At 71.4% G+C, this 12,440-nt stretch carries 10 protein-coding genes; 9 read left to right on the top strand and 1 reads right to left on the bottom strand.

The genetic code is table 11. The features are described from left to right. The first annotated feature begins 3 nt into the window (after positions 1-3). The 9 genes from LOK46_RS18305 (at position 4) to lpxB (ending at position 11,747) form a co-directional block, all read left to right on the top strand. Entirely contained in the window at positions 4-1,254 is a 1,251-nt protein-coding gene (locus tag LOK46_RS18305) for an HlyD family secretion protein (RefSeq protein ID WP_273559490.1), read from the top strand. Between the two features lie 8 nt (positions 1,255-1,262). Next, on the top strand, positions 1,263-2,849 hold the full coding sequence (locus tag LOK46_RS18300) for a DHA2 family efflux MFS transporter permease subunit (protein ID WP_273559488.1): 1,587 nt from the start codon (positions 1,263-1,265) through the stop codon (positions 2,847-2,849). A gap of 176 nt (positions 2,850-3,025) precedes the next feature. Continuing rightward, positions 3,026-4,180 (top strand): M50 family metallopeptidase, encoded by a 1,155-nt coding sequence (locus tag LOK46_RS18295; RefSeq protein ID WP_273559486.1) that lies wholly within the window; start codon positions 3,026-3,028, stop codon positions 4,178-4,180. Positions 4,181-4,613: 433 nt separating this feature from the next. Further along, on the top strand, positions 4,614-7,184 hold the full coding sequence (gene bamA / locus LOK46_RS18290; protein ID WP_273559484.1) for an outer membrane protein assembly factor BamA: 2,571 nt from the start codon (positions 4,614-4,616) through the stop codon (positions 7,182-7,184). A 50-nt stretch (positions 7,185-7,234) separates the two neighbouring features. Continuing rightward, a complete protein-coding gene (lpxD, locus tag LOK46_RS18285; RefSeq protein WP_273559482.1) occupies positions 7,235-8,296 on the top strand; it encodes a UDP-3-O-(3-hydroxymyristoyl)glucosamine N-acyltransferase in 1,062 nt (353 codons plus the stop codon). Between the two features lie 109 nt (positions 8,297-8,405). Next, entirely contained in the window at positions 8,406-8,882 is a 477-nt protein-coding gene (gene fabZ, locus LOK46_RS18280; protein ID WP_273559479.1) for a 3-hydroxyacyl-ACP dehydratase FabZ, read from the top strand. After that, a complete protein-coding gene (gene lpxA, locus LOK46_RS18275; RefSeq protein ID WP_273559477.1) occupies positions 8,879-9,697 on the top strand; it encodes an acyl-ACP--UDP-N-acetylglucosamine O-acyltransferase in 819 nt (272 codons plus the stop codon). Before fabZ ends, lpxA begins: the two co-directional genes overlap by 4 nt. An 11-nt stretch (positions 9,698-9,708) precedes the next feature. After that, on the top strand, positions 9,709-10,572 hold the full coding sequence (locus tag LOK46_RS18270; RefSeq protein WP_273559475.1) for an LpxI family protein: 864 nt from the start codon (positions 9,709-9,711) through the stop codon (positions 10,570-10,572). Beyond that, complete coding sequence (lpxB, locus tag LOK46_RS18265) at positions 10,569-11,747, top strand: lipid-A-disaccharide synthase (RefSeq protein ID WP_273559473.1); 1,179 nt, start codon at positions 10,569-10,571, stop codon at positions 11,745-11,747. The genes LOK46_RS18270 and lpxB overlap by 4 nt, the downstream gene beginning before the upstream one ends. Positions 11,748-11,756: 9 nt before the next feature. On the opposite strand, the gene LOK46_RS18260 is transcribed toward lpxB, so the two are convergent. Beyond that, a complete protein-coding gene (locus LOK46_RS18260; RefSeq protein WP_273559471.1) occupies positions 11,757-12,425 on the bottom strand; it encodes a peptidase inhibitor family I36 protein in 669 nt (222 codons plus the stop codon). Between the last annotated feature and the right edge of the window lie 15 nt (positions 12,426-12,440).

The following is a 12,440-nucleotide window of genomic DNA, read 5'->3' as shown; positions in this document are numbered from 1 at the left end:
GATATGTCCCTTCGCGAGGACGCCGATCGGCCGAATTCCGGTCTCGAGGCCCGAATCGAGGCCGGAGACGAGACTCGTGCCGAGCGTTCCGCGCCGCCGGCGCCGGCCACCGCCGCGGCGTCTCTGCCGACGCCCGTACCGGTCGAGGCGCCGCCGGCCCGCAAGCGCCCCCTCAAGCGGTTCGTCCTGCTCGGCCTGCTGACGGCCGCGCTGGGCGGCGGCGCCTACGAGGGATGGCAGTGGTGGACCGTCGGGCGGTTCTTCGTCTCGACCGACGACGCCTACGTCCAGGCCGACATCTCGGTCCTCGCGGCCAAGATCCCGGGCTATCTCCAGTCGGTCCCGGTGGTGAACGGCCTCGCGGTCAAGAAGGGCGACGTCATCGCCAAGCTCGACGACGGCGACTACCGCCTCGCGCTGCAGGCGGCCCAGGACAAGCTCGCCACCCAGGAGAGCACGATCGCGCGGATCGGCCGGCAGGCCGAGGCGGCGCAGGCCCAGGTCGCCCAGGCCGCCGCGCAGCTCGACGCGACCCGCGCCGACGCCGTCCGCGCCCAGGCCGACTTCACCCGCTCGACGCAGATGCAGGCGGATTACGTCGCCAAGTCGCGCATCGACCAGACCCGCGCCGATCGCGACCGCACCGAGGCCTCCGTCAAGGCCATGGAGGCCGGCCTCCTCGCGGCCCGCGCCAACGTCGACGTCCTCCAGGCGCAGAAGCGCGAGGCGGAGAGCCTCGCGGCGGAGCTGCGCACCGCCGTCGACCGGGCCCGCCGCGACCTCGACTTCACGGTGATCCGCGCGCCCTTCGACGGGGTGGTCGGCAACAAGGCCGTCGAGGCCGGCGCCTATGTCGGGCCCGGCACGCGGATCGCCGCGCTGGTTCCGCTCCAGAGCGTCCGGATCGACGCGAACTTCAAGGAGACCCAGGTCGAGCGGATGCGCCCCGGCCAGCCCGTGACCGTCACGGTCGACGCCTACCCGGACCGCGAGATCCACGCCGTGGTGGAATCGTTCTCGCCGGCCTCCGGCTCGGTGTTCAGCCTGCTGCCGCCCGACAACGCCACCGGCAACTTCACCAAGATCGTCCAGCGCCTGCCCGTCCGGGTGCGCGTGCCCGAGGAGGTCGCCCGCGAGGGCCTGCTGCGGCCGGGACTGTCGGCGGTGGTGCGGGTCGATACCCGCACCGGCGCGGACCGTTCCGTCCTCGACCGCGCCTCCGCGCCGCGGCCGGTCAGTACCGCGAGCCGCTGAGACCGGCGATGGCCGCCAGCGCCGCCCTCGCGCCCGCCGCGCCGATCCGCGCGGCCGAGCCGCCCCTCGACCGCCGCCGCATGGTGGCGTTCGTCTGCATGGTCTTCGGCATGTTCATGGCGATCCTGGACATCCAGATCGTCTCGGCCTCCCTGAACGAGATCCAGGCCGGCCTCTCGGCCTCCGGCGACGAGATCCCCTGGGTCCAGACCAGCTACCTGATCGCCGAGGTCATCTCGATCCCGCTCTCCGGCACCCTGTCGCGGGTGCTCTCGACGCGCTGGATGTTCGCCATCTCGGCGGGCGGCTTCACCGCCATGAGCCTGATGTGCGCCACCTCCTCGTCGATCGGCGAGATGATCGTGTGGCGGGCGCTCCAGGGCTTCATCGGCGGCGGCATGATCCCGACCGTGTTCGCCGCGGCCTTCACGATCTTCCCGCCCTCGAAGCGGACCATCGTCTCGCCGATGATCGGCCTCGTGGCGACGCTGGCGCCGACGATCGGGCCGACCGTGGGCGGCTACCTGACCGATCTGATGTCCTGGCACTGGCTGTTCCTGATCAACGTCGTGCCGGGCATCTTCGTGACGGTCTCGACCTGGATCCTGGTCGATTTCGACGAGCCCAATTACGGCCTGATCGGATCGTTCGACTGGGCCGGGCTCGCCTTCATGGCCGGCTTCCTCGGCTGCCTCGAATACGTGCTGGAGGAGGGGCCCAACCACGACTGGCTGCAGGACGAGGCGGTCTTCGCCTGCGCAATCGTCTGCGGGACGTCGGCGCTGCTGTTCTTCTGGCGGGTCTTCACGGCGAAGCAGCCGATCGTGGATCTCAGGGCCTTCTCGGACCGGAACTTCGCCAGCGGCTGCGTGGCGAGCTTCGTGCTGGGCATCGGCCTCTACGGGCTGACCTACATCTACCCGGTCTACCTCGCCCGGGTGCGCGGCTACTCGGCGCTGATGATCGGCGAGACGATGTTCGTCTCCGGCCTGTGCATGTTCGCCACCGCGCCGATCGCCGGCCGGCTCTCGGGCAAGGTCGATCCCCGCATCATGATGGGGATCGGCTTCGTCGGCTTCGCCTGCGGCACGTGGATCGTCACGGGCCTCACCAAGGACTGGGACTTCTACGAGCTGCTCGTGCCGCAGATCCTGCGCGGCTGCTCGCTGATGCTGTGCATGATCCCGATCAACAACATCGCGCTGGGCACGCTGCCGCCGGCGCGGATGAAGAACGCGTCGGGGCTGTTCAACCTGACCCGCAACCTCGGCGGCGCGGTCGGGCTCGCGCTGATCAACACGATCCTCAACGACCGCTGGGACCTGCACCTCGCCCGGCTCCACGAGCGCTTCACCTGGGCGAACACGGCCGCGCTGGAGCGGCTCGACGCGATGCAGCGCGGCTTCGACGCCTACGGCAGCGCCGCCTCCGACATGGCGCTGAAGGCGATGACCAACACGGTGCGCATCCAGGGCCTCGTCATGGCCTTCGAGGACGTGTTCCTGGCCCTCACCGTCCTGTTCCTCGCGATGGCCTGCGCGGTGCCGATGATCCGGCGGCCGAATGCCGGCACGGGCGGAGGCGGCGGCCACTGACGGCCGCGGACGGGCGGTGACGACGGCGCGCGATCGGCCGGTGCGGAATCGGACGGCGCGTGCGACCTTCCGCGGCCGGGCCGCAGGATTGCGTTGGCGGTCGGCACCGCCGATCTGCTAGACAGGGCGGATGGCCGGCCCGAGAAGCCGGCGCCGAGACGGCCAGGATACGGCGTATGGACTTCCTCAACGCGATGGGCGGGACCGCCGGCGGTTTCTTCGGCGCCGTGATCCCGTTCCTGTTCGTGCTCACCGTCGTGGTGTTCGTGCACGAGATGGGCCACTTCCTGGTCGGGCGCTGGTGCGGGGTCGGCGTGCACGCCTTCTCGCTCGGCTTCGGCCCCGAGCTGTTCGGGTTCAACGACCGGCGCGGCACCCGCTGGAAGATCTGCGCGATCCCGCTCGGCGGCTACGTGAAGTTCCACGGCGACGTGAACGGCGCCAGCATGCCCGATCCCGAGGCGGTCGCCCGGATGAGCCCGCACGAGCGGGCGATCAGCTTCCCGACCCAGCCCGTGTCCAAGCGCGCCGCGATCGTCGCCGCGGGCCCGGTGGCGAACTTCATCCTGGCGATCCTGCTCTTCGCGGGCGCGATCTGGCTCGGCGGCCGCTACGAGCTGCCCGCCCGGGTCTCGTCGGTGGAGCCGAACAGCGTCGCCGCCCAGGCCGGCTTCCAGCCCGGCGACGTGATCACCGCCATCGACGGCGAGAAGATCGGCGACTTCAACGCCATGTACCGCACGGTGACGGGCAGCGCCGGGACGCCGCTGACCTTCACGGTGGAGCGCAACGACCAGCCCATCACCATCCAGGCGACGCCGGCGACCTTCGAGGAGAAGACGCCGTTCGGCCGCCACCGGATCGGCCGGCTCGGCATCCGCTCGCCCGCGGGCTCCGAGGCGCGGCTCGTGCAGTACGGGGCGCTCGACTCGCTTAATCTCGGCGTGAAGGAGACCTACTTCGTCGTCGAGCGCACCTTCTCGTATCTCGGCAAGCTCGTGACGGGCCGGGAATCCGCCGACCAGCTCTCGGGACCGATCGGCATCGCCCGCGTCTCCGGCGAGGTCGCCAAGACCGGCGGCGTCGGCGGTCTGGTCGGGCTGATCGCCCTGCTCTCCGTCTCGATCGGCCTGCTCAACCTGTTCCCGGTGCCGCTGCTCGATGGCGGCCACCTGCTGTTCTACGCCTTCGAGGTCGTGCGCGGCCGCCCGCTCAGCGAGCGGGCCCAGGAGATCGGCTTCCGCATCGGTCTCGCCCTGGTGCTGATGCTGATGCTGTTCGCCGCCTGGAACGACATCCTCAACCTCGGCGCCTCCTGGCGGAACACCTGATCCGGGGTCGGCGGGGATCCGAGGATCCCCGCCGGATCCCTGCCGGATCTCCACCGGAAACGCTGCCCCAATCCCGCCGCGATCTCGCCCGGCCACCGCCCGGATGACGCCGCGCCGGCGCGTCGGAACGGGGTTAAGAGAGCGTTCACGGGGTCGCGAGCGCGGCTGAAAAGCCGCGACGGCCCAGGCGTTTACGGCGCGTTCACCACGATCCGCGGTTTGCCCGCATGCTGACCGCGCCGTTAAGTGGCGCGAAGGCCACGACCCCCCAAAATCCCCTGACGATGGCCTCCCGCGCGTTTGCTTGGCAGGGGAATCCCGCTAAGAGCTACGCTTGGACCGAAGCCACGCTTGGACCAGGTGACGGGACGGCCGATCAACGGTCGCCTGTGACGGGCTAACCCCCGCGACCAGAACAGAAACGGGCGATTGCATGATGTCGTTGACGGGGAAGCCCCGACGTAAGTCGGTGCGGAAAACCATCGTCCTAGTCACTGCCGGTCTGGGTGTCGTCCTGAGCGGGGCTGCCCAGGCGCAGCAGATCGTCGTCCAGGGCAACCAGCGCGTCGATGCCGACACGATCCGGTCCTACGTGACCGGGACGGCGTCCGGCTCCGCCGAGGAGGCCCGCCGCAACCTGCTCGCGAGCGGGATGTTCTCCGACGTGAAGGTCGCCCAGTCGGGTGGCCGCACGGTGGTGACGGTCCGCGAGAACAACCTGATCAACCGCGTTGTCTTCGAGGGCAACAAGAAGATCGAGAAGGCCACGCTGGAGGGCGTGGTCGAGGCCAAGGCCCGCGGGCCGTACAGCGAGGCGATCGTCAACGCCGACCTCGCGCGCATCCGCGACGTCTACAAGCGCTTCGGCCGCGGCACCGCCAAGGTGACCTACCGGACCGTCGACCTGCCCAACGGCCGCGTCGACGTGATCTACCAGATCGACGAGGGCGATAAGACCGGCATCCTCTCGATCAACTTCGTCGGCAACAACGCCTACTCGGAGCGGACACTGAAGGGGCTGATGAGCTCCTCGGAGATGAACTTCCTGTCGTTCATCAAGACGTCCGACGTCTACGATCCCGACCGCATCACCAACGACCTCGACCAGGTCCGCCGCTACTACCTGAAGAACGGCTACGCCGACTTCCAGGTGGTCAGCGCCGACGCGCGCTACGTCGAGGGCGACAAGTCCGGCTACGTCATCACCATCACGGTGAACGAGGGCGAGCAGTACAAGGTCGGCGCCGTCCAGGTGGATTCGCGCCTGCCGGGCCTCGACACCGCGAAGCTCGACAGCGACATCGCGACCTCCGTGGGCGACATCTACAACGCCGACGACGTCGAGAAGACGCTCAACAACGTCACACGCGAGGTCAACCGCGCCGGCTACCCGTTCGCGCAGGTCCGCCCGACCGGCCAGCGCGACCCGGCGAGCCACCAAGTCTCCCTCGGCTTCGTGGTCGAGGACGGCCCGCACGTCTACGTCGAGCGCATCAACATCCGCGGCAACACCCGCACCCGCGACTACGTCATCCGCCGCGAGCTCGATATCGCGGAGGGCGATGCCTACAACCGCGTGCTGACCGACCGCGCCGAGCGGCGCCTGAACGGCCTGGGCTTCTTCAAGAAGGTCCGCTTCTCCAACGAGCCGGGCTCGGCCCCGGACCGGGTCGTCATCAACATCGACGTCGAGGATCAGCCCACGGGTTCGTTCTCGGTGGCGGGCGGCTACTCCACCCAGGACGGCATCATCGGCGAGGTCTCGGTCTCCGAGTCCAACTTCCTCGGTCGCGGCCAGTACGTCCGCCTCGCCGGCACCGGCGGCCAGTACTCGCGCGGCGTCGACTTCTCGTTCACCGAGCCGTACTTCCTCGGCTACCGCCTCGCGGCGGGCTTCGATGCCTTCTACAAGTACTCCGACCTGACCCGGTACTCGCGTTACGAGACCACGGTGTACGGCGGTCAGCTGCGCCTCGGCCTGCCGATCACCGAGGAGTTCGGCATCACGCTGCGCTACTCGCTGTACAACACCGAGCTGAAGGTGCCGAACACCCTCAAGCGGCCGTACAACGACTGCTCGATCCCGATCCCGGGCTACACCGCCACCTACGCGGCAGGCACGATCGACCCGAACACGGGCCGGAACATCGGCGGCCAGTCGATCTACCCGAACTGCGCGTATGACGGTGAGGCCTCGATCGCCATCAAGGGCTCGCAGGGCAACACGCTGACCTCGCTGGCCGGCCTGACGCTCGCCTACTCGACCCTCGACGTGATCGGCGCGCCGCGCAACGGCCTCTACGCCGAGCTGAAGCCCGACGTCGCCGGCCTGGGCGGCGACTCGAAGTTCTTCCGCGTGACCGCCGACGCGCGGTACTACAAGGAGATCTTCGAGGACGTGGTCGGCTTCATCCGCTTCCAGGGCGGCCACATCTCGTCGCTCAACAACGACCCGCTGCGGGTGACCGACCAGTTCTTCCTCGGCCCGTCGCTGGTCCGCGGCTTCGCGCCGAACGGCATCGGTCCGCGCGACGTCGGCATCGCCGACGCCCGCTCGAACGCGATCGGCGGCTCGACCTATATCGGCGGCACCCTCGAAGTTCAGTTCCCGCTGCCCCTCGTGCCGCGCGATCTGGGCCTGAAGGGCGCGCTCTTCGCCGATGCCGGCACGCTGTTCGGCTATCACGGCCAGCGGAACTTCAACGTGAACGGCGACGCCTTCATCAACGGCATCTCGCCGACGACCGGGAAGTGCAACTTCAACGCCTTCACGATCGGCGTGGAGCCGGAATGCGTGAACGTCCGCGACACGGCGGCGATCCGCTCCTCGATCGGCGCCTCCATCCTGTGGAACTCGCCGCTCGGCCCGATCCGGTTCGACTACGCCTACGCTCTGTCGAAGGACGAGGGTCAGAAGGTGTTCGTCCCGATCCTCGGCAAGTTCGGCCATATCGGCGCGGATCAGGTCCAGGCGTTCCGCTTCTCCGGCGGCTCGCGCTTCTGATAAAAATCCCGCGCGCCGGCCGGATTCCCCCGGCCGGCGCGTTGTCGAACATGTCAGATCCCGTCTTCTTCACCGCTGCCGCCACCGGCCTCACCCTGGCCGAGATCGCGGCGGCCGCCGGCACCGGCCTTCCCGAGGGGGCTGATCCGGATCGCCGGGTCATCGGCGCGGCCTCCCTGGAGAGTGCCGGTCCGGACCACCTCGCCTACATGGACAATGCCCGCTACGGCGACGCCCTCGCGGCGACGCGGGCGGGCGTCTGCCTCGTCTCGCCCCGCTTCGCGGCCCGCTGTCCCGCCGGCACGGTCGGCCTCGTCAGCCGCGATCCCTACCGCGCCTACGCGGCCCTGCTCGGCCGCCTGCACCCGGACGCCCTGCGTCCCGGTTCCCAGTTCGCGGTCCGCGGCGTCGCCTCCGGCGCCCACGTCCATCCCGAGGCCCGGCTCGAGGACGGCGTCACGGTCGATCCCGGCGCGGTGATCGGGCCGGGGGCCGAGATCGGCGCCGGGACGGTGATCGGGCCGAACGCCGTGATCGGACCGGGCGTCCGGATCGGGCGCGACTGCGCGATCGGCGCCGGCACGACCCTGAGCCACGCGCTCCTCGGGAACCGGGTGATCCTCCATCCCGGCGCGCGGCTCGGGCAGGACGGGTTCGGCTTCGCGATGGGCGCCACCCACCTCAAGGTTCCGCAGGTCGGGCGCGTCATCGTCCAGGACGACGTCGAGATCGGCGCCAACACCACGGTCGACCGCGGCGCCTCGCGCGACACGGTGATCGGGGAGGGCACCAAGATCGACAACCTCGTGCAGATCGCCCACAACGTCGTGATCGGGCGCCACTGCGTCATCGTGTCGGGGGTCGGCATCTCGGGCTCGACCACGCTGGAGGACTACGTCGTCCTCGGTGGGCAGGTCGGCGTCGTCGGCCACCTGCGCATCGGCCGCGGCGCGCAGATCGCCGGCTCGTCCAACGTCAACCGCGACGTGCCGCCGGGAAGCCGCTGGGGCGGCACGCCGGCCAAGCCGGTGCGGGCTTGGTTCCGCGAGCTGACGACGCTCGCGCGCCTCGCCGAACGCTCGGGCAAGGACCCCGCGGCAGACGACGCCTGACCGGGAAGGCCTTGCGCTTCCGGTGATTTCTTCCGAAGAGGGCGGTCGGCACGCCGAAGGCGGCCGGATTGCGGGCCGCCGAAAGCGGCAAGTCGAGGTGCGGATTTCGATGAGTGAGGCGGCGCGCGAGACCAGCACCGAGCTGGGCATAGCCGATATCCAGACGCTGCTGGAGCTGCTGCCGCACCGCTACCCGTTCCTGATGGTGGACCGCATCGTCGAGATCGACCGCGACGAATCCTGCGTCGGTATCAAGAACGTCACGGCCAACGAGCCGCAGTTCATGGGCCATTTCCCCGACATGCCGGTCTTCCCGGGCGTGCTCCTGATCGAGGGCATGGCGCAGACGGCGGGCGCCATCTGCTGCCGCCACATCCGGGCGGACGGGCGGAACACCAAGCAGGTGTTCTTCATGACTATCGACAAGTGCAAGTTCCGCAAGCCCGTCACCCCCGGCGACCAGGTGCGCTTCCACATGACGAAGCTGAACCAGCGCCGGACCATGTGGTGGTTCCGCGGCGAGGCCCGGGTCGACGGCACGCTGGTCGCCGAGGCCGAGATCAGCGCCATGCTGGTGACGGAGTGACCGCGCCCGTCATCCACCCGAGCGCCGTGATCGAGTCCGGCGCCCGGATCGGCGACGGGGCGCGGATCGGCCCCTTCTGCCACGTCGGACCCGAGGTCGTGCTCGGCCCGGACTGCGATCTCATCAGCCACGTGGTCCTGGCGGGCCGGACCACGGTCGGCCCCCGCACCCGGATCTTCCCCTTCGCGTCGATCGGCCACCAGCCGCAGGACCTGAAGTACCGGGGCGAGCCCTCGACCCTGACGATCGGCGCCGATTGCCTGATCCGCGAGGGCGTCACCATGAACCCGGGCACGAGCGGCGGCGGCCTGGAGACCGTGGTCGGCGATCACTGCACCTTCCTGGCCAACTCGCATGTCGGACACGATTGCCGGGTCGGGGCCCACGTGATCTTCTCCAACAACGTCATGCTGGCGGGCCATTGCAGCGTCGGCGACTACGCGATCCTGGGCGGCGGCGCCGCCGTGATCCAGTTCGCGCGGGTCGGCGCGCACGCCTTCGTGGGCGGCCTGTCGGGCCTGGAGAACGACTGCATCCCCTACGGCATGGTCCTCGGCAACCGGGCCTACCTGTCGGGGCTCAACATCATCGGGCTCCAGCGCCGCGGCTTCGCCCGCGAGGACATCCACGCGCTGCGGCGCGCCTACCGCCTGCTCTTCGCCCCCGAGGGCACGCTGATGGAGCGGGTGGAGGACGTGGCCGCGACCTTCGAATCCCACACGGCGGTCGCCGAGATCCTCGACTTCATCCGCCTCGGCGGCAAGCGCTCGATCTGCACGCCGCGCGAGGTTCCGACCCCGATCAGCGCCGCCTGAGCGGCCGGGCCGTGACCGAGGCCGATCCCGCCCCCGAGGGGGCCCTGGTCCTGATCGCCGGGGCGGGGCGCCTGCCGGAGCTCGTCGCCGAGTCGCTCCGCCGGGCGCGCCGGCCCTTCCGGGTGATCGCCTTGCGCGGCTTCACCGGGCCTGCCCTGCGCGCCGGCGCCGACGCCACGGTCGATCTCCTCGATCTCGCGGCCACCCTGAAGCTGCTGCGGCGCTGGGGACCGGCGACCGTGGTGCCGGCGGGCGGCGTCTCCCGCCCGAGCCCGGCCGCGATCTTCAACGCCGGCGCCGCCCTGCGCAACCGGGAGGCCCTGCGGGCGATCGCCGGCGGCGGGGACGACCGCCTGCTGCGGGCCGCCGTCGCGCTGGTCGAGGAGGAGGGCCACCGGGTGGTCGGCGTCCACGAGGCCGCGCCGGACCTTCTCTGCCCGCACGGCCCCCTCGGGCGCCGGGTCCCGGACACCGAGGCGGCCGCCTCGATCCGCACCGGTCGCGGCGTCCTCGACGCCCTCTCGCCCTACGATCTGGGGCAGGCGGTGGTTCTGGCCGGCGACCGGATCCTCGCGGTGGAGGGACCGGAGGGCACGGACCGCACGCTCGCCCGGGCGCGGGCCCTGGGGCGGCGCCCCCTCGGGTTGGGCCGGGCGATGCCCGCCACCGTGCTGGTGAAGGCCCCGAAGGTCGGCCAGGACCGTCGCATCGATCTTCCGGCCATCGGCGCGCGGACCGTGCGCAACGCGGCCCGCGCGGGCTGCGTCGGCCTCGCCCTGGAGGCGGGCGGGACCCTGGTCATCGACCGGGCGGCCACGGCCGCGGAGGCCGACCGCCTCGGCCTCTTCGTGGTCGGGTACGGAGGCGCGCCGTGACCGGCCGGCCCCGGACGATCTGGCTCGTGGCCGGCGAGGATTCCGGCGACCAGCTCGGCGCCAAGCTGATGCGCGCCCTGCGCGAGGCCGCGCCCGACACCGTCTTCGGCGGCGTCGGCGGCGAGGCCATGGCCGAGGCGGGGTTCGCGTCCCTGTTCCCTCTCGATGACGTGGCGGTGATGGGCTACCTGCCGGTCCTCGCCCGCGCCCGGACCCTGCTCCGCCGCATCCGCGAGACCGTCGAGGCGACGATCCGCGCCCGGCCGGACGTGCTGGTGATCATCGACAGCCCGGGCTTCACCCACGCGGTGGCGCGGCGGGTGCGCAAGGCGGCCCCTGGCATCCCGATCATCGACTACGTGTCGCCGAGCGTCTGGGCGTGGCGGCCGTGGCGGGCGAAGGGCATGCGGCCGTTCATCGACCACGTCCTGGCCCTGCTCCCCTTCGAGCCCGACGCGCATCTGCGGCTCGGCGGCCCCCCCTGCACCTATGTCGGGCACCCGCTGATCGAGCGCCTGCCGGAGCTGCGGCCCAGCGCGGCCGAGCAGGACCGGCGCGACGCCGGTCCCTACAGCCTGGTGGTCCTGCCCGGCTCCCGCCGCTCCGAGATCGAGCGGCTGATGCCGGTCTTCGGCGCGGCGCTGGCCCGGGTCGCCGAGGGCCTGCCGGTCGAGGCGGTGCTGCCCGCCGTGACCCGGCACAGGGCCCTGATCGAGCGGCTCTGCGCCGACTGGGCGGTGCCGGCCCGCATCGTCACCGGCGAGGCGCCGAAATACGCCGCCTTCCGGGAAGCCCGGGCGGCGCTCGCCGCCTCCGGCACCGTCACGCTGGAACTGGCGCTCGCGGGCGTCCCGATGGTCGTCGCCTACAAGGTCTCCCGGGCGGAGGAGTTCATCGCGCGCCGGCTGATCCAGGTCCCGAGCATCGTGCTGCCGAACCTGATCCTCGCCGAGAACGCGATGCCGGAATTCGTCCAGGCCGACTGCACCCCGGAGCGCCTCGCGGGCGCCCTGCGGCCGCTCCTGGCCGGCGGTGCCGCCCGCGATACCCAGCTCGCCGCCCTCGGCTGCATCGACGGGCGGATGCGGCTCGCCGCGGAGGACACGCCGAGCCGGGCCGCGGCGCGGATCGTCCTGCGCGCGGCCGAGGGCTCGGTGGTGGATCCGGCGGCGTGACGGCGCCGTTCAGCCGGCGCGGCGGCCGCAGCGGATGTAGGTCGAGGTGCCGCGGCTGCTCGACCAGGTCAGGTGCTCGCCGTCGACCTGCAGGCGGACCTGCGACGACCAGTGGCGGCCGCGATCGCTGCACTCGGCGGCGGTGACCCAGGCGGCGCCGCTCCGCCGCAGGTCGTGGAAGAGGCAGAGCGTGCGGCCCGCGCGGGCGCGGTCCTGCGTGATCGTGGCCGGGATGTAGCCGCGGCGCCGCGACCGCGCCCCGCAGGCCTCGGGCGTCGGGCCCCAGACGCCGACATACTCGGCCGCGGCCGGAGCGGGGCCCGGAGCCGGTGCCGACCGGGCATTCGCGGCCGTCGTGGCCGTCGCGGCAGTCTGCGGGGCCGGCGGCGCCGCCGAGGCCGCCATGGCGGTCTGGCCGGCCGCGTCGGCCGGAGCCGCGGGCTGGTCGGGCTCGTCGAGCATCACCACGCGGCGCGCGGCGCGCGGGCCGGCGGAGCCCTCCGCGGAAGGGCTCGCTTCCGGCATGGACGGGCGGAACGGCAGATCCTCGGTCAGGTAGGCGGCGCTGTAGGCGAACAGGCCCACCCAGCCGAGGATGAGGAGCGTCGGCAAGGCGAGGCGACGCCAGGAGCCGGAACGCGCCCCGTCGCCCGGATCCGCCAGCACGACCGCCCCCATGGTCCGCCCCCCTTG

Source organism: Methylobacterium sp. NMS14P (assembly GCF_028583545.1).
GTDB lineage: Bacteria > Pseudomonadota > Alphaproteobacteria > Rhizobiales > Beijerinckiaceae > Methylobacterium.
Note: the sequence above shows the minus strand (reverse complement) of the source record. Positions and strands in the feature narration are given on the sequence as shown.